Annotated in this window: 21 protein-coding genes; 15 read left to right on the plus strand and 6 right to left on the minus strand. The window is 38.7% G+C overall.

Annotated features, from left to right (window positions below; genetic code table 11):
- Window positions 1–168: 168 nt before the first annotated feature.
- Together AC1VU3_RS17105 and AC1VU3_RS17110 are read left to right on the plus strand one after the other, a co-directional pair.
- Complete coding sequence (locus AC1VU3_RS17105; RefSeq protein ID WP_480390675.1) at window positions 169–1041, plus strand: patatin-like phospholipase family protein; 873 nt, start codon at window positions 169–171, stop codon at window positions 1039–1041.
- A 67-nt stretch (window positions 1042–1108) separates the two neighbouring features.
- Window positions 1109–1528, plus strand: coding sequence for a pyridoxamine 5'-phosphate oxidase family protein (locus AC1VU3_RS17110; RefSeq protein WP_482984126.1), 420 nt, complete (start codon window positions 1109–1111; stop codon window positions 1526–1528).
- 128 nt (window positions 1529–1656) lie between these two features.
- Here AC1VU3_RS17110 and AC1VU3_RS17115 read toward each other — a convergent pair whose 3' ends face one another.
- From AC1VU3_RS17115 to AC1VU3_RS17125, 3 genes are all read right to left on the minus strand, one after another.
- Window positions 1657–1809 (minus strand): hypothetical protein, encoded by a 153-nt coding sequence (locus AC1VU3_RS17115; protein ID WP_480390672.1) that lies wholly within the window; start codon window positions 1807–1809, stop codon window positions 1657–1659.
- A gap of 85 nt (window positions 1810–1894) precedes the next feature.
- Window positions 1895–3178, minus strand: coding sequence for an ATP-binding protein (locus AC1VU3_RS17120; RefSeq protein WP_482984127.1), 1284 nt, complete (start codon window positions 3176–3178; stop codon window positions 1895–1897).
- 37 nt (window positions 3179–3215) lie between these two features.
- Window positions 3216–4430: a histidine kinase dimerization/phospho-acceptor domain-containing protein gene (locus tag AC1VU3_RS17125; protein WP_482984128.1), complete on the minus strand. Its 1215-nt coding sequence runs from the start codon at window positions 4428–4430 to the stop codon at window positions 3216–3218.
- Window positions 4431–4690: 260 nt separating this feature from the next.
- Between AC1VU3_RS17125 and AC1VU3_RS17130 the strand changes: the two genes are divergently transcribed.
- From AC1VU3_RS17130 to AC1VU3_RS17190, 13 genes are all read left to right on the plus strand, one after another.
- Window positions 4691–5827 carry an MFS transporter gene (locus AC1VU3_RS17130; RefSeq protein WP_482984129.1) on the plus strand — a complete coding sequence of 379 codons (1137 nt, stop codon included), beginning with the start codon at window positions 4691–4693 and terminating at the stop codon, window positions 5825–5827.
- Between the two features lie 367 nt (window positions 5828–6194).
- Window positions 6195–7181, plus strand: a complete 987-nt coding sequence (locus AC1VU3_RS17135; RefSeq protein WP_482984130.1) for a LacI family DNA-binding transcriptional regulator — start codon at window positions 6195–6197, stop codon at window positions 7179–7181.
- A 100-nt stretch (window positions 7182–7281) separates the two neighbouring features.
- Entirely contained in the window at window positions 7282–8559 is a 1278-nt protein-coding gene (hisD, locus tag AC1VU3_RS17140; protein WP_482984131.1) for a histidinol dehydrogenase, read from the plus strand.
- A 27-nt stretch (window positions 8560–8586) separates the two neighbouring features.
- Window positions 8587–9909, plus strand: coding sequence for a GntP family permease (locus tag AC1VU3_RS17145; protein WP_482984132.1), 1323 nt, complete (start codon window positions 8587–8589; stop codon window positions 9907–9909).
- Between the two features lie 64 nt (window positions 9910–9973).
- The gene (locus AC1VU3_RS17150) at window positions 9974–10921 is read left to right on the plus strand and encodes a 3-hydroxyacyl-CoA dehydrogenase family protein (protein ID WP_482984133.1); all 948 of its coding nucleotides are present in this window, start codon (window positions 9974–9976) and stop codon (window positions 10919–10921) included.
- Window positions 10918–11682, plus strand: a complete 765-nt coding sequence (locus AC1VU3_RS17155; RefSeq protein WP_482984134.1) for an SDR family NAD(P)-dependent oxidoreductase — start codon at window positions 10918–10920, stop codon at window positions 11680–11682. Before AC1VU3_RS17150 ends, AC1VU3_RS17155 begins: the two co-directional genes overlap by 4 nt.
- Window positions 11683–11703: 21 nt before the next feature.
- A complete protein-coding gene (locus AC1VU3_RS17160; RefSeq protein WP_482984135.1) occupies window positions 11704–12468 on the plus strand; it encodes a 3-hydroxybutyrate dehydrogenase in 765 nt (254 codons plus the stop codon).
- A gap of 169 nt (window positions 12469–12637) precedes the next feature.
- On the plus strand, window positions 12638–13621 hold the full coding sequence (locus AC1VU3_RS17165) for a YecA family protein (RefSeq protein WP_482984136.1): 984 nt from the start codon (window positions 12638–12640) through the stop codon (window positions 13619–13621).
- A gap of 377 nt (window positions 13622–13998) precedes the next feature.
- Entirely contained in the window at window positions 13999–14247 is a 249-nt protein-coding gene (locus AC1VU3_RS17170) for a hypothetical protein (protein ID WP_482984137.1), read from the plus strand.
- A gap of 59 nt (window positions 14248–14306) precedes the next feature.
- Window positions 14307–14741: a YusW family protein gene (locus AC1VU3_RS17175; protein ID WP_482984138.1), complete on the plus strand. Its 435-nt coding sequence runs from the start codon at window positions 14307–14309 to the stop codon at window positions 14739–14741.
- A 180-nt stretch (window positions 14742–14921) separates the two neighbouring features.
- Complete coding sequence (locus tag AC1VU3_RS17180; protein ID WP_482984139.1) at window positions 14922–15788, plus strand: general stress protein; 867 nt, start codon at window positions 14922–14924, stop codon at window positions 15786–15788.
- 109 nt (window positions 15789–15897) lie between these two features.
- Window positions 15898–16473 (plus strand): 3'-5' exonuclease, encoded by a 576-nt coding sequence (locus AC1VU3_RS17185; protein ID WP_482984140.1) that lies wholly within the window; start codon window positions 15898–15900, stop codon window positions 16471–16473.
- A gap of 68 nt (window positions 16474–16541) precedes the next feature.
- On the plus strand, window positions 16542–17399 hold the full coding sequence (locus AC1VU3_RS17190; RefSeq protein ID WP_482984141.1) for an MBL fold metallo-hydrolase: 858 nt from the start codon (window positions 16542–16544) through the stop codon (window positions 17397–17399).
- Window positions 17400–17428: 29 nt separating this feature from the next.
- Here AC1VU3_RS17190 and AC1VU3_RS17195 read toward each other — a convergent pair whose 3' ends face one another.
- The 3 genes from AC1VU3_RS17195 to AC1VU3_RS17205 form a co-directional block, all read right to left on the minus strand.
- Window positions 17429–17782 (minus strand): hypothetical protein, encoded by a 354-nt coding sequence (locus AC1VU3_RS17195; protein WP_482984142.1) that lies wholly within the window; start codon window positions 17780–17782, stop codon window positions 17429–17431.
- A gap of 306 nt (window positions 17783–18088) precedes the next feature.
- On the minus strand, window positions 18089–18301 hold the full coding sequence (locus AC1VU3_RS17200; RefSeq protein ID WP_482984143.1) for a hypothetical protein: 213 nt from the start codon (window positions 18299–18301) through the stop codon (window positions 18089–18091).
- Window positions 18302–18383: 82 nt separating this feature from the next.
- A complete protein-coding gene (locus AC1VU3_RS17205) occupies window positions 18384–18878 on the minus strand; it encodes a TspO/MBR family protein (RefSeq protein WP_482984144.1) in 495 nt (164 codons plus the stop codon).
- Window positions 18879–19096 lie beyond the last annotated feature (218 nt).

The raw sequence follows: 19096 nt of genomic DNA on the forward strand, positions 1-19096 counted from the left end.
TAAAAGCCCGATTGGTTCAACTAATGATTGGTGGGGGATGAAAGAAAACCCCCACCAATCAAAGTTTCACTTTATCTACCACTTGATAAGACAAATTTTTTCATAGTTTGTTCTAAATTGTTGATTTTTCACTTAAATTGTTAGAAAGACATGAAGAGGAGAAAAATGATGTGGATTGATGGAATTTTCTCGGGTGGTGGAATGAAGGGAATAGCGTTGGCAGGAGCTTATCAGGTGTTGGAAGAAAAAGGATATAGGTTTAAGCGGGTAGCTGGAACTAGTGCGGGTGCAATTGTTGCTTGTTTTATTGCTGCTGGATATACCGCTAAGGAAATGAAGGATTTACTGTGTGAGCAGGATTTTCAAAAATTGCTCGACCCTAGACCGACAGTTTTACCTTTTCCTTTTATGAAGTGGCTTAATCTTTACTGGGGAATGGGGTTATACCAAGGAAGGGCAATGGAGAATTGGTTTTTGGATAAGCTTGCTCGTAAAGGTGTTTATACCTTTGCTGATATTCCAGAAGGGTCATTAAAACTGGTAGCCTCAGATTTAACGAATGGGAAAATGATGGTCCTTCCGGATGATTTGAAAAATTATGGTTGGAAGCCAGAAAATTTCATGGTAAGTAGGGCATTAAGAATGAGCTGTAATATTCCGTTTTTCTTTGAGCCAGTTAAAATGAAGGCGCCAACTGGAGATACTATCTTTGTTGATGGGGGAGTTTTAAGTAACTTTCCAATGTGGATTTTTGGGAATGGAGTAAAGGAAAGACCCATGCTTGGTATTAAGCTAAGTAGAAGTTCAGAGGATATGCCTCCCCAAAAAATTAAAAACGGATTAAATATGTTTGAAGCATTATTTACTACTATGAAAGATGCTCATGATGAGCAGTACATCTCCAGAAAATTAGAGAAGAATGTTATTTTCATTCCGGTAGATGAGTATAGCAGTACTGCCTTTCATTTAGGAGAAGAGATGAAGCTTAACCTCTTTCAAAAAGGAAGAGACAGTGCAACTCGCTTCTTGAAAACCTGGTAGAGCTTGTTTAATTTCTACGTGTAAAGGAATAATAGGAGAGAAGGACGACTAAAAGGAGAGCAAAGTTATGTCTAAAACACCTAAAGAGCTAGCACTTCGTATTTTAGAAAAAAATATGGTAGGTACAATGGCTACTGTGCAGCAAAATAAACCACATTCTCGCTATATGACCTTCTTTAACGATGAGTTTATTCTTTATACGGTGACCAGTAAAAAGACACATAAAGTAGAAGAAGCTGCGAAAAATCCTTACACGCATATTCTGCTTGGATATGATGGAAAAGGATTTGGAGACTCCTTTTTGGAAATAGAAGGAGTGATAGAGGAGTCAGACGATAAAGCCATGAAAGAAAAAGTGTGGAATAATGCATTGAAAGGCTGGTTTGATGGACCGAACGATCCAGACCTAATGGTTTTAAAAATAACTCCTACCCAAATCCGTTTGATGAATACTAAAGGTAAAGAGCCTCAAATAGTAGATTTTTAATAAAACTGGACCGGGACTCTCACTTAGAGCCCGGTCTTACTAATTACTGTGCTTTCTAATGAGCAGTTAAAGGGAAAAAGCACTTACTACTCTTGAAGTGTAGAGTAGTAGGTGAGCTAGTACCTATACTATTTTTTGCGAGACGCCTTATTTTTATTTAGCTCTGCAAACTCACGAGCCATTTCCGCTTCCATTTCATTAGGGCTTATTTTCTGGTTCTTAGGTGTTTGGGGAAGGGAGCGTGTGTTGTTGCTCTTCCCTTTTTTATCATCTCTACCCATATAGACACTCCTCCTGAGGTTTTTACTTTCCTACATAATTTGTCTAATGAGATGCAAATTTACTCATGGAAAAAAAGGTAAGGGGCTAGTTAGAGACAAAATCAGTAACGTCCTCTTTGTCTTTGCTCTCAAAAACAGCTAGAGAAGAGCTAAATGTAATTTCAAATGTTGTTCCCATATTCTTTTTACTCTCCACATGAATCTTCCCATTCATTGCTTGGATGACACTAAACACAACCATTACTCCAAGACCTGTCCCTTTCTCTCCTTTTGTAGAGAAATATGGTTCTCCTAGGCGGTTCAATTGATCCTCTGACATCCCTTCTCCTGTATCAGAAATAGAGATTGTTACATTGGAGGGGGTAGTGTATGTTTGGACGGTTAACGTCCCTCCTTTTGGCATTGCTTCTATCGCGTTTTTCATCAGGTTAAACAAGCTCTGATAAAATTTTTGCCTATCTCCCAAAATCATCGTTTCATTAGAGAATTTTGTTTTTACTGCAACATTATTCTTGTAAGCAGATAATTTAATCGTTTTTATTACTTTCGATAACTCCTCATTGACTAAGATGGTGTTAATCGAATATTTATTTTCCTTTGGAAGGGCTAAATAGTCCTCTATTACTTTTTCTGCAGATTTTAATTCACTTTTCACAATAGACAGGTACTGGGACCTAGCCTCCTCCGATATGTGATTACTCTGAAGGAGCTGCACAAATCCGCTTGCAGCTGTAAGAGGATTACGAATTTCATGAGAAATGGCCGCTCCCATCTTCTCTACTAATTCCTTGTTATTAATGGCTAATAGACGTTTGCGATATCCAAGTATTTTATCTATCTCTTCAATGAAATATGCAATCATACCTGCACCAAGAGGCTGAATCACCATAAAGGCCAAAAATAAATCCATATCTTCATTAAATTGTTTCAGGTTAAATAATGGCAGTCCTTGAGTAAGACTCATGATAGCAGTAAAAAAGGTGACCCAAAAAACTCGTTGTTTAGGCTTTAACCCTAAGAACCAAGGACGTGCTTTTTCAAATAAGATAATGGAAAAAGTAAAAAAAACGAGAGAGAGCCAAAACCCAGTATCAAAACCACTTAACGCTCTTATTGCAATAGCAAGCACTCCTAATAATGGTCCTAATCCAGCATATAAAGATCCGATAATAATAGGGATACCTCGTAAATCTAGAAGAATATCCTCTGACCATGAATAACTAAAGGTAAAACAAATAAGAAGACTGAAGGTAAAGTATAAAATATCTATGGTTGGAGTTTTTCTAACTTTCTCTATTAAAAGTAGCGAGACGAACAGAAGAACAACTAAAAGGGATAAGTTAAATAAGAAATGAATAGTTAAGTTCAAGAAAGCACCTCTTTCCATGAAACAAAATCTAGTTGGACTACTTCTTCAGAAGGTGACACTTCACAGGTTTAAATGAAATATATAAGGCAAATTTTCTTGCCTGATTATCACGAACATGTACGGAACCTTTCATGGAATGAATCATGCCAAACGCCATTGTTAGAGTGAAATCTTGAATATTTAATTTACTTTCTGTATGGAGATGCTGTAACAAGATAACAATCTCTCCTTCTATTTCAGCAGTTTCAATAACTAGAATACCTCCGTCGGTAGTGGACTCTATCATATACTTAATAATGTATAAGAATGACTGCTGAAATTTAGAGCGATCTCCCCCTATAAGCTTTGTTGCAGAAAAGTTAGAAATAATTTTAACAGAGTGGTAATTTGCAAGGGGGTTTAGCAACTGGATAATATTGTTCAGTTCCTCGTTTACCTGTAAATGCACGGTCGACTCTGCAATAGGCTTGGAATACGCGAGATAACCTTGAATAATACGCTCGGCAGAATCTAACTCCTCTCTTAATATGGATATGTATTGTGAACGTTTTTCTTTGGGGAGTCCTTGTTGGTCTAATAGCTCTACAAAGCCAATTGCCGTAGTTAAAGGGTTTCTTATTTCGTGTGTGATGGCAGCTCCCATTTGTTCAATGGAAGCCGCCTTTTCTGATTTTGCGAGCTCTTGATAATATGAATGATTTTTTTGTAATATTTCCAAAAAGTAAGATAAAGTAGCAACACTTAGTGGAGGAATAACAATATATGCAAAAATTAGATCCCTACTATGTGCTAAAACTGAGACCTCCATTAGAATGAGCAAATCGACAAGGCAAAAAACAAGAGCTAAAAAGCATGCGAAAATGACTCTAAAAGTCGGTTTCTGAGTTAAAAATTTTGGTGAACAGTACCAAAGGGTTGTGCTGAGTATCCCATAAGAAAGAATACTCACAAAAAAGCCGAGATCAAAACCGAAAAACCCTCTTAAACCAATGATGAGAATTCCGAGTATGGGACTTAACTGAAAATATAATCCTCCTACGATTAGTGGAACAGCTCTTAAGTTTAAAATAATTCCCTCATCAATATTGTAAGAAAATATATAGCATAAAATGATGGATAGAGAGAAATAGAAGCACAAGGTTTTTTGCTTTTTAAATAAATTTTCAGGTTTTCTGTAAATAAAAAAGAAAAGAAAGAAAAGTATAATTAATAAGGACAAATTAAATAAAAAGTGGGCTGTTATATTTTCCAAAAAAACCCCTCGTCTCTACGAGTAAATGATAGGTTTATAGTACCTTTATTTTACATATTACACAAGTTTGCAATTTGAAATTTCTGAAAATTATATTATTATAATAATAGTATGTTCCAGTAATTGAGAAGTCTTTACTGTTTTGTAAGACTTGATGTTTTCTGATAACTATTTCAGCAAAGGGAGCTTATAAAAGGAATAATCAAGCTGTACTTCATAAGTGCTAAGGCTTCTTAACTGAACTAGGAGTGGGAGAGAGGGTGGCATCTTTGCAAATTAAACTAGTATTATTATTAATTTTCTTATTTCAAATGATTGTCAACGCTACACGGCCAGTAATCACGCTTTCAGCGGATAGCTATGGAGCTTCTATCATCACGATTGGTGTAATAACGTCTACATTCGCTCTGCTGCCTCTAATGTTGTCTATTCATGCAGGGAAATTCATTGACAAAATTGGCGATAGAATTCCCATTATGATTGGCTTTTTGGGCGTTGTTGCAGGAATGATTGTTCCTCTTTTTTTCTCCGATATCTGGGCGCTTTTTGCTAGTCAGTTATTGCTTGGAATAGGGAATGTTAGCATTCCTATTGCTCTTCAGAATCAATTGGGACATCAGACGACGAAAAAGGACAGAGATTATTATTTTAGTATGTTTAGTCTTTGTGTAGCATTAGGAGCAGTTGTAGGTCCTTTGGTAGGAGGATATCTTTCCTTTGCGACTGTATACATTGTTTGTATTATCATTGGTTGTTTAGCAATTTTCTTTTCTTATTGGGTTCCTCATATAAGTAAACCAAGTAACAGTAGGAAAACGACAAAGCTAATCGACTCTTTGAAGCTATTTGAAAATCCGCTTATACGTAGAGCCTTATTTTCTAGCGCCCTTGTTTTATATTCAAAGGATATATTTGTTGCCTACTTTCCACTACTGGGAAAACAGGTGGGATTATCAACAGCTGCGATCGGCTGGATATTGGCGCTTCAAGGGTTGGCAACTATGTTTGTGAGATTTGTGTTACCGAAGCTTTTAGAAATATATAAACGTGATACTATTTTGTTTACCTCTATATTAGTTGCGGGGATAGCATTCTTTTTACTGCCATTCAACCAATCTCTTTTGGTTATTGGATTATTAGCTATTCTAATGGGTCTGGGGTTAGGTTGTGGACAACCAATATCCATGACAACAACATATAATGCTAGTCCTCCAGATAGAACAGCGGAGGTGCTAGGGCTTCGGATTGCTACCAATAGATTGTTTCAATTAGTGGCTCCGTCTGTTTTTGGTGTAATTGGGGGGAGCATAGGGATGATGGGGGTATTTATTTTTAGTGGTGCCTTTTTAGTGGGAGGTTCTCTCGTGTTTCGAAAAGAGCAAGGGGAAAAAGAATAAGGTGAATTCATCTTCTCCATTAATTTTTTTCTGAGTAAAGTGGGATAATGTAGTTAACTGTATAGTAATTCCATTCGAATTGACTAGCATAATATTAGAGGTAATTATTTTATGGATATAACTTTTAATTTGTTAATAAAATTACGAATTAACTAAATATTATGTTTAATATTTCCATTATGCTAATTCTATTGTATAGTCGAATGTAGTGCTTTCACGTTTGGTTGAGAGCCTTTCGACCCTGGCGCATGGTTTGTATAGGTGGATATTTTTTGTGCTTCTGTCAGAGGCATGCTTTTTTAGACGGCTCTTGCAAACAGACATCTCTTAGTACTATAACGAAACCATAAGAAAGTAGTGAATCAACATGAAGCAAGGGGTTACAGCAAAGGATGTTGCTAAGCTTGCCGGAGTATCTCAATCTACAGTTTCCCGTGTATATTTTAAAGGAGCGACCGTATCCCAAAAGACTAGAGAAAGAGTCTTATCAGCAGCCAGTCAACTTGGTTATAGACCAAACGAATTTGCTAGAAGTCTTATTACAAGCAAAACTAAAATTATTGGTTTAGTCATGAAGGGAGTACATAATCCTTTTTATCCCCAAGTTTTAAAGCAGTTTACTACTTCGTTTAAGGATTTGGGATATAGTATTCTTTTTGTTTATACAAATAACGATGAGATTCAAAAAGAAGATGTCGAAACGTTATTAAAATATAATGTTGCAGGGATAATAATTACAGATGCTACGTTGTCTCTAAATGTTACGGAGGACTTTATTAATCATGAAATACCATTGGTTTTATTTAATCGAAAAATACCGAATGGTGGTTTTTATTCCGTTTGCTGCAATAATGTAAAGGCGAGTAAACAAATTGCAAAATTTCTTATAAGCCAAGGGTGTAGAGATCTTGTATATATTTCGGGAGATGAAAATACCTCAACTAGCAAAGAGAGGGAAGAAGGCTTTACGCAACAATTGAAGGGAACGGGTGTAAATTATCTTAAGGTTGTATCAGACTTTACCTACGAGGGTGGGTATCGTGCAGGGAAAGAAATTGTGAAAGTACGAAAGCTTCCAGATGGGATTTTTGTTGCAAATGATATTATGGCTTTAGGTCTGTTAGATGCCCTTAAAGAAGAGCATATAGAAATACCGAAAGATACAAAGGTAATAGGGTTTGATAATATTGAAATGGCGTCTTGGCCTGCGTATAATCTAACAACTTGGGAGCAGCCGATTCAGGAAATGGTGGACCAAACTGTACATTTTTTAATAGCTGAGATCGAAGGGACACCGGGTATGGCTGAGGAAGTAGAGTTAGATGGGAAGTTAATTATTCGGAAATCTACATAATGTTTGACTTGAGTTATTTTTTCGAATAATCTTACTTGTATAGTTTATTGCATACGTATGCAAATAAAATGAATGCGTTTACAACAAGGGGGATGTCATAATGGTAAAAATTTTGAAAGCGGGTAAATCACAAGAAGAAGTTAGTGCAAATGATTCGAAGGTTTCCCAGATAGTAGCGGAAGCTTTAAAGGACGTAGAGATGCGAGGGGATCAAGCAGTCCGTGAATTATCTGAGAAATTTGACAAATGGTCTCCTACTTCTTTCAGATTAACAAATGAAGAAATTAAGGAAATCGTTGCTAAGGTTCCAGAGGAAGTTATCGAGGATATTCGATTTGCTCAAAAGAATATTCGGGAGTTTGCAGAAGCTCAACTAGCATCCTTGCAAGATGTGGAAGTAGAAAATATTCCAGGTGTTATTTTAGGACATAAAAATATTCCGGTGAATAGTGTTGGCTGCTACATTCCTGGTGGGCGCTATCCGATGGTAGCCTCTGCCCATATGAGCGTTTTAACAGCAAAGGTAGCGGGTGTAAAGAGGGTGATAGCTTGTACGCCGCCTATTAATGGAGAGATTCCTAATGCTACGATTGCAGCTATGTATCTAGCAGGAGCAGATGAAATCTATTTACTAGGTGGAATTCAAGCGATGGGTGCAATGGCTCTAGGGACAGAGACAATAGTAGCGGTGGATATGATTGTTGGGCCAGGTAACGCCTTCGTTGCAGAAGCGAAGCGTCAATTGTATGGTCGTGTGGGAATCGATTTATTCGCTGGTCCAACTGAAACATTAGTCGTGGCGGATCACACAGCAGATGCTGAGATGGTAGCAACAGATATTCTTGGGCAAGGAGAGCACGGACCAACTTCACCAGGAGCATTAATTACTACCTCTGAGAAACTAGCAGAAGAAACATTGAAGGAAATTGAACGTCAGCTAGAAACTTTACCAACGGCTGATGTAGCAAGAGTCTCTTGGGAGGATTACGGCCAAATTTTGTTGGTGGATTCAATTGAAGAGGCTCGTATCGAAGCAGATCGTTTGGCGTTTGAGCACGTGGAAATTCTAACAGAAGATCCTGATTACTTCTTAGAGAACATGACCAACTATGGCTGCTTGTTCTTGGGACCAGAAACGAATGTTGCATATGGAGATAAGGTGATTGGAACAAACCATACGCTTCCTACTAAAGGAGCGGCAAGATACACTGGTGGTCTTTGGGTAGGAAAGTTCATTAAAACGGTCACTTACCAAAAGGTTACACCAGAAGCAAGTGCTTATATTGGGGAATATGCAGCTCGCCTATGTCAGCTAGAGAACTTTGCTGGACATGCAGAGCAAGCACTGCTTCGAGTGCGAAGATACGGGATTAAATAATACTGATGGGGTATTGGGGGAAATGATATGTTGGGTGCAATCGGGTTATTTGGTGGGTTGGCGCTATTAATCTATTTAACGATGAAAGGGATGAACCTGTTAATTGCGGCGCCATTAACAGCTATTTTTGTAGGTATTTTAAATGGTCTGCCACTATTTCCGCAGCTAGCTGAGGAAGGAGCAGCAAACTTTTTAACAAATTATATGGAGGGCTTTACTAGCTTTATTATGTCCTGGTGGCTGATGTTCTTAGCGGGTGCCATTTTTGGAAAGGTAATGGAGGATAGTGGAGCTGCGGATAGTGTTTCGCAATGGGTAGTTTCGAAGATTGGTATAAAGCGAGCGGCGCTTGCCGTTATTATTGCGTGTGCCGTGTTAACTTATGGAGGAGTAAGTCTCTTTGTTGTAGCGTTCTCTGTTTATCCAATGGCTTTAAGCTTGTTCAAGCAAGCTGATTTACCGAGACGATTCATTCCAGCAGCGCTTGGATTTGGCTCGACAACCTTTACGATGACATCTGCAGGTTCTCCAGAAATCCAAAACTGGATACCTATAGAGTTTTTAGGGACTAGTCATATAGCTGGCTGGGAGGTTAGCTTTATTGTCGCAGTATTTATGGCTGCTTTTGGTTATTGGTGGTTAAAGAAGATTATTAATAAAGCAGTGGCAAAAGGAGAACACTTCGTGGAAAGAGATACGGATGTGAAGGTGGAGGCTCGAACTGAGTTGCCTAATCCTTTGTTAAGTCTGATACCGCTATTGGTAGTGCTCGTTATCTCATTCATTTTCCATGACTTCCTAAAAACTTCTGCGTTAATCATCGCATTAACAGGTGGAATTTTAGCTACATACTTGATTAATAGAAAGTATTTCCGAGCATTTGGGAATGCGGTCGCAGAAGGTGCTGCGGGTGCAGTTATCGCAATTGCAAACACAGCAGCTGTAGTAGGATTTGGCGGAGTGGTAAAGGCAACCCCATCTTTTGAAGCTGCAGTAGATTTCATGACCAATGTTCCTGGGAGCCCTCTAATTGGAGGTGCGTTAGCGGTTGCGGTAATTGCTGGTTTAACAGGATCTTCATCAGGTGGACAGGCAATCGCATTACCACTTTTGGCTCCCCATTACTTAGATATGGGGGTAAATGCAGAGGCGCTTCATAGAACCGTAGCAATTTCCTCCGGTTCACTAGATTCTCTGCCTCAAGGTGGATATGTTGTAACCACTATCCGTTCCATTTGTGGAGAAACACATAAGGATGCATATCCAGCCTTTGGAGCAATGACTGTAGTAGTACCGATTCTCGGGACAATTTTAGCAGTAATCTTATTTTCATTTGGTTTAGGAATTTAATGATCTTGGCATACCCAGCAAACATGTTTGTTGGGTATTGCTATTTAACATAGGGGGTATATGGATGGAAAAGTTAGCTATTCTAGGCTGTGGGACAATGGGACACTCGATTGCTCTATCCACAGCATGGGCTGGAATGTCGGTAGAAGTGTATGGGGTAAATGAACAAGATATAGAGAATGCCAAAAAAGGTCTTCTAAATAAATTAAAAGTGATGACTGACAATGAGGTATTCTCTAAGGAAAAAAGTGAAGAAATCTTTGGAAATATCAAGCTATCCTTATCTCTAGAAGATGTTGTACGGGATTCAGCATTTATTATAGAGGTTATTCCAGAAATCTTAGAGCTTAAAAAGGAAATGTATAAGAGATTGGAAAAACTGGTTGATTCAGATGTAATTATAGCGAGTAATACTTCTGGATTTAAGCCAAGTCTACTCTCTGAGGAGATGGATTATCCAAATCGTTTTGTGGTTACTCATTTTTGGAATCCTGCTCATTTGATCCCTTTAGTAGAGGTAGTTAAAGGTCCTGCTACAGATGAGAATACCCTAAAAAGGGCAATGGAAATCATGGAGAATATGAATAAGCAACCAATTCTTCTACATAAGGAGATACCTGGATTTATCGGAAATCGCCTGCAGTATGCCCTTTTCAGAGAAGCTCAATCATTATTAGATGCAGGAGTTGCGACGAAAGAGGATATCGATGCAGCCGTTACCTATAGTATAGGTAGACGCCTTCCTGTGACTGGTCCATTAATGACAGCGGATATGGGAGGTCTAGATGTATTCTCTGCAATCTCTAATTACTTGTTTGAGGACCTAAGTACCGTCAAGGGTTCCGGGAGAATACTTACGGATTTAGTAGAGAAACAAAAGCTAGGTGACAAAACCGGAGAAGGCTTTTATGAATGGGATGAGGAATTTTCCCATCAGAAAAATGCGGAACGAGAGCAAACACTAATTCATTTTCTGAAAAAGGACATGGAGAAGACGGAGGAGAGTAAATGACAAATTACTTTTCTGAGATAGAAGATAAGACAGTAATCGTAACAGGAGGGAGTAAGGGGATTGGAAAGGAAATTGCAATCACCTTCGCTCGGTTAGGTGCTAATGTTGTTATTTCCGGAAGAAATGAACAGGTGCTGGAGGAAGCCTTGAAAGAGCTTCATTCATTTAATGAGCGTTGTATTGCTGTACAAGGCGACTTGAGTCAGTTAAAGAATATACAAGAACTAGTGGATAAGACGGTGGAAGCATTCGGTACCATCGATATATTAGTTAATAATGCAGGGGTAAATATTGCGAAGCCTGCTCTAGAGGTAACGGAGGAAGATTGGGACACTGTGCTCGACTTGAATTTAAAATCTGTTTTCTTTCTAAGCCAGGTTGCAGCAAAACATATGATCAAACGAAAAAATGGTAAAATAATTAACATAGCGTCGCAGATGGCATTTGTTGGATATTATAAGCGAGCTGCTTATTGCTCTAGTAAGGGAGGCTTAGTCCAGCTTACTAAAGCTCTTGCAGTGGAGTGGGCGCAGGAGGGGATAAAAGTAAACGGGGTTGCTCCTACCTTCATAGAAACAGAGCTGACTGCCAAAATGTTTGAGGATCAAGCTTTTAAGCAGGATGTGGAAAAAAGAATTCTATTAGATGGCTTATCACAGCCGAGTGATATCTCAGGGGCAGTACTCTTTTTAGCTTCTGATATGGCGAATTTTATGACCGGTGAAACAATAAAGGTAGACGGTGGATGGACCGCTATCTAAGAAAACAAAGGGGGAAATAGAGTGGAAGGAAAAGTTCTTTTTATTACTGGGGCAGCTAGAGGTATCGGCTATGATATCGCAAAAGCATTTTTACAATCTGGTGCGAATGTTGTTCTATCTGACATCTCGCAGGAAGCATTGGAAGAATCGGTGAAATCGCTTGGTGACAAAGCGAGAGGTATTGTTTGTGATGTGACAAAGGAAGAGGATATTGAGAGAGCCATCCATTATACGGTAGAGACTTTTGGAAGAATTGATTTCTTAGTAAACAATGCAGGAATGCAGCATGTTTCCTTTATAGAGGATTTTCCTACTGAAAAGTTCGAGCTACTAGTAAGGATTATGCTGACAGCTCCATTTATGGCAATGAAATATGCTATTCCATATATGAAGAAACAGCAATTTGGGAGAATTATTAATATGGCTTCCATTAATGGAGTTATCGGATTTGCTGGAAAAGCAGCCTATAACTCTGCAAAACATGGAGTGATCGGACTTACAAAGGTGGCTGGGCTTGAAACAGCAACCCATGGTATTACAGTCAACGCAATTTGTCCAGGTTATGTGGATACTTTGCTAGTTAGAAACCAATTTGAGGACTTAGCTCGAACAAGAAATATTGCAGTCGAGCAAGTGTTAGAAGAGGTACTATACCCACTTGTTCCTCAAAAAAGATTGTTAGACGTAAAGGAAATTACTGATTTGACGTTATACGTTGCTAGCGACTCAGCAAAAGGAATGACTGGTCAGGCAATTATTCTGGATGGTGGATATACAGCTCAATAAGAAACGGTGGAGGAGTTATTATTATACTTCTCCACCATTTTTTATTGTATCCATTCATGCAAATGACACAGCAAGGTGGTCAAGTTGGACCAATTTTTCCCCTCAGGTACCGTTACAGTGCATTTTCATGTTAAAATAAGCACTTAGTAAAAAAGAAGGAAGTGTTAAAATGGTAGGGCGTAATGAACCTTGTCCATGTGGAAGTGGGAAAAAATATAAAAAATGCTGCGAGTCAAAATCGACTGTTACGATAGAAGTTGTCCAAATGGAAGAATTAGAGCGAATTCTTCAAGGCTTTTACGATGAATATCCTAAAAGAAAGGATATGCAGGCTTACGCTGACTTAGCAGTTAAATGGAAGAAACAGTTAAGCTCCTATCTAGAAGAGGAGTTAATCGAGGCGATTACCTTAGATGAATTCTTCTTCCATTATAGAAAAGACATCTGGCAAGAATATTTAGAGAAACAACGTAAAAGGGTAGCAAGACCTTCTACATTAAAGGTGTTAGATGGCTGGAGCGAGCCTAAAGCCTTTATTGGTGAAGTATTAGAAAGCGGAGATAAATATTTAAAGGTGCGCAATATATTTTCTGAAGAAGCTATCTACTTAAAAAGAGAAAGTGAGAAGCCTGTTCCGGTTGGCATGTTTGTCTATTGCTTTACCTTACCTGATGGTCAAGAAAACGATCAGCACTATCTAGCGGTATCTAGCCTGATATTTATTCCAACTGATCATAAAGCAACATTTAGTAACCTTTCTCAGCAGTTTAAAGAGAATGAAGCATCGTTGGAGGAATTTCTAAAAGAAAACGAGCTTACTATGTGGAAAACATTATGCGAAAATGGCTATGAGGGTGGAGAGTATACATTCTTTGAAGCAGGTGTTTTGAGAAAAGCGATTAAGTTCTTAGAGAAGCACCAAAGAGATTACATACCTCTAGTGCTTGCGGTTGAGGACTATTTATTTGCCAAACAACCTAATGCCCGTAAGGACGTAGCAATTGCTGCTGGAGCTATTCGTTATGGCCAGGAATTTGGATTATTTGAACCGTTGCAGCTTACGGTTAAAGAAATTGGAGAAGCATTTGAAGTCTCTACTTCATCGTTAAATAAGTATTATCAAGAGCTAAAGGAATACCATGGGAAAAAATAAAGAAAGAGACTAGGACAGTACTTATTCCTTTCTAGATGGGCTATATGCTACTGGATTTTACTTATAAAAATTCAGAGTAGGAAACACAATTAACTCGTTTGTAAGGGTGGAAAACTAAGAATCTCACGTCGTGTGATAACGTTTTTCTAATCCACTTCCTGTCGGCCCGAGGAAAGCGTCCGACGCAGCGGGGAGCCTAAGAATAAGAATAATAAGGGAGCACTTATGATTCTAAGCGTATTTAGAGTCATAAGTGCTTCCTTTTTATTTGTCCCGGCAGTTTCTTATATAGCTAATTGCCGTAAAGGGTTAATGGAATTATGTTTATTGATTCCAAAAGGGGATAAACAGATAGAAACAAGAGAGAGGTGAAGGAAATGGATAAAAACAAAGACAAGGAAAAACATGGCTTTGATAAAAAACCGGGAAAAGACAATAATCCAGGTGGGTTAATAGATAACCCAGATGATTTAGATACGGAGAAAGAAAGTATATTTGATCAGCATGAAGACATGCAAACAGTCGATCCAATTCCGATGGAGGAACTTAATGAAAAAGTAAGAGACGAAAAGAATCATTCCTCTACCAAAAATACATCTTCAACGGACAAGCGTTACCCGGGATGATGTTTAAATATTCCTCCCCTCGGTCATAATTATTATTGAATAAGATAAGGAGTGAGGAAATGCTTACAGCGAAAAAGTTATTAGTATCTACAGGGTTTCTTTTGACTTTGGGGTTAGCGGGATGTGGAGACAATGAAGAGGTTAGCCAACCGGTTAGCCAAGAAAATGCAGAAAGTGAATTTGGCTTTGTTTCTTTTGATTTAGATATCGATACTGCTGATACAAGAGATGCAGTCGAAGTGTCGTTTGATGTAGAAAACAATCAAACGGAGGCAGAATATATTAATCGACTGGAGTCTAAAGAATTATATGGCGATGAAGCTTATGAATATTTAAAGCAGGTTTTCCAAAACTTGGACATTCAAAAAGGTATGGAGCAGCAAGAGCTAATATCAAGAGTGCTGAAAGAATTTAATGTCAGCGACTATACAGAGTTTGAATTAGATATCGAGTTCGATGATCAAACAGAAGTCGAGTATCGGGATAAAAAATAATAGAGCATAAGGCTGTTGAGAAGTTATTTTTCTCAATAGCCTTTTATATTGGGGCGAAGGCGAATCGAACCTAGAAATTATTACATTACAATGACAGAATCTTCCTGTGGGTTAGTAGACGCTCTAATGTGGGTAAATAGGGAGTAAGTACTTAAACTGAAGCGAGAAGGAGGATATGCAATGGCTATTGAAAATAACAGAAGAATTGAAATTGCACGCTCTCAAGATGAGATGTTTGAAAAGTTAGAGTTACTCCAATCGGAAGGCTACTCGGAAAGTGATATTCACGTTATTTCAAAGGAACGCGGAGACCTTAGCACATTGAACAGACATACAGACGTTTCAACTCATGAGGCTGGCTCGATAATGGACACGTTCAAATCTTGGTTCACAGGAGAAAGTGCTGTTACAGAAGGTTTGAAAAAGCTTGATTTAAGTGATGAAGAGACAGACAGGTACGCAAGAGAGGTAGCGAGTGGAAGTATCGTGTTATATACCGATGTTCTAACACATGCGCATCAAGAAACAGCTGCAACCACCACGGCTACTGCGGCTTCCACGGACCCTTCTTTACTAGGAGGAAGAACTAACTCCATAGGAACAGATATAATGGAGAAGCGTTTTACAGAAACAGAGAAGGAGCCTCTAACGGATATTGCCAAAGAGGAAGGGATGACACCTTCCACAAACGAGTATGTGAATGAAACAGAAGGTCGCTTAGATGAACCTCAAGACCGCTATGTAAGAGGAGAGAGTTTTCAAACAGATCCTATTTTAGCCGATGAAACGAATCATATAGGACATTCCATGGAAGAAGACCGATTATCAAGAAATAGCAGACCTCCACTGGATGAAAGTTTACCTTTAGAAGAAAAGGCTTATGGAGCGCATTCTCCTGGGGCAGATCCTAATTTGGGACCCGCTGCTTTTAGTGACGAAGAGGTTGAAGAGCGGACAAGAGGAGAAAGCGAACAAGATGATGTAAAATATGAAAGAGCAAAAAAATTAGAAGAAAGCAATCCTATGAAAAGGATGGATTTGAAATAATAGAAGGGGGTGTCCCGTAAGTAAAACACTTATGGGACACTCCTTCCTGCTTTTAAGATTGCTTGGGAGCAATGTTTAGTTAAGTCGTTTTGGGGAGGGCATTGGGTAAATGGATTTTGTGGCAATCGATTTTGAGACAGCAAATAGTGCTAGGGCAAGTGTTTGCTCCGTTGGTATTGTGGTAGTGGAAAATGGAAAAATTCAAGAGGAGATTCACTCTTTGATTAATCCATTATCTGATTTTCATTATATGAATACAAGAATTCATGGAATAACAGAGCATATGGTGCAGGATTCACCAACTTTTGATGAATTCTGGCCCAGCTTTAAGAAGTATATGGGAAATCAAAAGCTTATTGCCCATAATGCTAGCTTTGATATGGGGGTTTTAAGGGCATCTATTAACCAAATAGAAGAAGAGCACCCAGAATTCTTATATGCTTGCTCTTATCGGATCTCTAAAAAGATCTGGCCAGATTTATATAATCATAAGCTTTCAACCGTTTCTGATTTTTTAGGGATTCCGCTTAAACATCATGATGCTTTAGAGGATGCTAGAGCGGCTGCAATTATTACAATGGAGGCGTTGAAGCACACACAAACCAGATCTTTAGAAGAGTTATCAAAGCTGCATAAAATTAAGCTTTATCCTTTTGTTTTACCAACAAAGCAAGCAACTCGATAGATAGAGAGTATAATTTATATTCCGCAGTGAGAACCTAGCTGTTATAACAGGGAAGAGAGGGATCATAAATGGGAAACTTAATGTCTTATGGAGATGATTACAAGTATATTCCTACCACGTCTGTTGCGAGTGGAACTGGGATACAGGTTATGCCGGACGTATATATGCACACGATCCAAATCGTGAATATTTGTTTAGTCGGAGACGAAAATCACTTTGTGTTGGTGGATGCTGGAATGCCAAAATCAGCGGAGAAAATATTTGAGGTCATAGAAGAGCGTTTTGGAAAAAATAAAAAGCCTGCAGCAATTATTCTAACGCATGGACATTTTGATCATGTAGGGGCAATTATTGAACTGATAGAAAAGTGGGATGTCCCAGTATATGCTCACTCCCTAGAGCTGCCTTTTTTGACTGGTAAGCAAAGCTATCCTGAAGCTGACACGTCAGTAGAAGGAGGAGTGGTAGCCAAAATGTCTGGTATGTTTCCGATAGAGCCCATTAATTTGGGGGATTATGCAAAAGAGCTACCGGCTGACGGGACGGTTCCTCACATGCCAGGATTTACATGGTATCATACACCTGGACATACTCCAGGACACGTTTCTTTATTTAGAGCTTCAGATGGAGTACTGATTGTTGGAGATGCTTTTGTAACAGTAAAGCAAGAATATTTGTATAAGGTATTAACCCAGGAACAAGAGATAAGTGGGCCGCCAAGATATTTAACTACAGATTGGGAATCTGCAAGGGATTCGGTCACTTTACTAGAAAGCCTTAACCCAAAAGTTGCGGTTACAGGACATGGCCTACCCATGAGTGGCGATTTATTAACCAGCAATCTTCATCTACTTGTTACGGAGTTCGAGCGAATTGCAAAGCCAGCACACGGAAAATATGTAGATGATGCTCAAAAAAGAAGCTGATTAGCTTCTTTTTTTATGGAAAGCAAATATTAATCAATCTGTTCTGCAAGCTTTATTAATTCTTCTTTTATTTGAGCTTCATCTCCATCAAACTCGTTTAATGTAAAGGAATAGCTAACATCATCTACCTGAACATCAAGATTATTTGGAGTGCTAAAATAGGCCGTATGCCCTGTACTTAACTTAATTTCCTCCGGGCTTGAATTTGGATATTCACGTGTCGCTTGGTTAACGGACAAATAAAGAAAGGTGTTACTTGAACTTGAAGCAATGAACGTCGCCTCAACATTTACCCGGTTACCTCCTATGTCGGTGATACCCGCTGATTTAAATCCTGAGCTTTCAAAAGGAAGTTGGGAGGGGAGGTTGATATCAAAAGGCATTGCCTCAATAGCCTCCTCGAGCGACGGTGCTTCATAAAAGGTAAACAACTGATCCTCACTTTCTTGCTGAACTGTAAGATTAGAAGTATCTAGCTTTTCAGCACAGCCAGTAAGTAGCAGCAGGCTTCCTATAATAAGTAGTTTCTTAATAATAGTATTCTCCCCCTTTAGTTTATTTTAGTATATTTCCATTTAATATAAATAGAATCAGCATTATCCATTTGTTGTTAGTTAAAACTCTAGCAAAACAAAAAGTACTTACGATTTATTATTTTGAGTAATCGTAAGTACTTTTTTTGTTCATCACTATTTTATTTTGCATTGGGAGCTTTTCATAGGAATTTTTGGATCTGTAGCTTTCCACACATCTGGATTTCGTAAGGTAGAAGGAGATAATTTCCAAATCATCTCTCTTTCAAAGCGTAATTGTAGCGAAATCGCAAGATCGGACCAGATAATCGCAAAATCCGAGTGATTAATCGCTAAGATACCACTCTTAATCGCAAGATAGATGTTCACAATCGCAAGATTCCCCTCGGTCGGAGCGTAATCCAAAATCTCAACTGCCGATAGACTAAGTGCCCTCTTGTATAAGCTACTATTACTTATTCAATTTCCACACAGAGTAGTTAAGTCCAAGGGCAAAAGCGACCCAACCCATATATGGCAGCATTAAGGCGCCAGCTGTTTTATCCTTCTCCTGGAATTGATAGGCGGTTAATGCGATAGCTCCAAGCATCACCGTCATTTCTATAAGAGCCGTGCCTCTAAGACCCCAACGGAAAAATAGAAAGGACCATAGAAAATTTAAACCAAGCTGTAGTTCATATGCCGGTATCTTCTCTAAAGAAGAGTTTTCTTCTTGTTTCTTATCAAAGCGATATTTAGCTAGTCCCATTGCGGCATAAAGAACTGTCCATACGATTGGGAAGACCGGTGGAGGTGGAGCGAATGAGGGCTGTTTTAGCCTTTTGTATTTTTCCTGAGCGTTTCGATTGGCTAACCAGCCTGTTATAGATCCTCCTAATACTGGTACGAGAATACTGAGGGCTAATTTTTTCTTGTTAAGCTTTCCATCAACCTTTAATATTTCCACGTCGTTCCCTCCTAAAAGTTGTTTCTATTTTTATTCCCTATATTTTTTGGTTTAGCCAGTAAATTTTAAACAAACAGAATTATCTGTGAGTGATATAATGGTATTTATCCCGCATTAAGGGACAGTAAGACTCCCACTTCCAGATGGCAAAAGAAATGAGACAGCTAAGTGGGAGATCAACTGTCCCTAAAAGCCCGATTGGTTCAACTAATGATTGG

Source organism: Psychrobacillus sp. Z16_25 (genome assembly GCF_056856695.1).

What these genes read in the sequence shown, in the direction of transcription:
- AC1VU3_RS17105 (WP_480390675.1), top strand. Translation starts at nt 169, where the DNA reads ATGTGGATTGATGGAATTTTCTCGGGTGGTGGAATGAAGGGAATAGCG.
- AC1VU3_RS17110 (WP_482984126.1), top strand. Translation starts at nt 1,109, where the DNA reads ATGTCTAAAACACCTAAAGAGCTAGCACTTCGTATTTTAGAAAAAAAT.
- AC1VU3_RS17115 (WP_480390672.1), bottom strand. Translation starts at nt 1,809, where the DNA reads ATGGGTAGAGATGATAAAAAAGGGAAGAGCAACAACACACGCTCCCTT.
- AC1VU3_RS17135 (WP_482984130.1), top strand. Translation starts at nt 6,195, where the DNA reads ATGAAGCAAGGGGTTACAGCAAAGGATGTTGCTAAGCTTGCCGGAGTA.
- hisD (WP_482984131.1), top strand. Translation starts at nt 7,282, where the DNA reads ATGGTAAAAATTTTGAAAGCGGGTAAATCACAAGAAGAAGTTAGTGCA.
- AC1VU3_RS17145 (WP_482984132.1), top strand. Translation starts at nt 8,587, where the DNA reads ATGTTGGGTGCAATCGGGTTATTTGGTGGGTTGGCGCTATTAATCTAT.
- AC1VU3_RS17150 (WP_482984133.1), top strand. Translation starts at nt 9,974, where the DNA reads ATGGAAAAGTTAGCTATTCTAGGCTGTGGGACAATGGGACACTCGATT.
- AC1VU3_RS17155 (WP_482984134.1), top strand. Translation starts at nt 10,918, where the DNA reads ATGACAAATTACTTTTCTGAGATAGAAGATAAGACAGTAATCGTAACA.
- AC1VU3_RS17165 (WP_482984136.1), top strand. Translation starts at nt 12,638, where the DNA reads ATGGTAGGGCGTAATGAACCTTGTCCATGTGGAAGTGGGAAAAAATAT.
- AC1VU3_RS17170 (WP_482984137.1), top strand. Translation starts at nt 13,999, where the DNA reads ATGGATAAAAACAAAGACAAGGAAAAACATGGCTTTGATAAAAAACCG.
- AC1VU3_RS17175 (WP_482984138.1), top strand. Translation starts at nt 14,307, where the DNA reads ATGCTTACAGCGAAAAAGTTATTAGTATCTACAGGGTTTCTTTTGACT.
- AC1VU3_RS17180 (WP_482984139.1), top strand. Translation starts at nt 14,922, where the DNA reads ATGGCTATTGAAAATAACAGAAGAATTGAAATTGCACGCTCTCAAGAT.
- AC1VU3_RS17185 (WP_482984140.1), top strand. Translation starts at nt 15,898, where the DNA reads ATGGATTTTGTGGCAATCGATTTTGAGACAGCAAATAGTGCTAGGGCA.
- AC1VU3_RS17190 (WP_482984141.1), top strand. Translation starts at nt 16,542, where the DNA reads ATGGGAAACTTAATGTCTTATGGAGATGATTACAAGTATATTCCTACC.
- AC1VU3_RS17195 (WP_482984142.1), bottom strand. Translation starts at nt 17,782, where the DNA reads ATGCCTTTTGATATCAACCTCCCCTCCCAACTTCCTTTTGAAAGCTCA.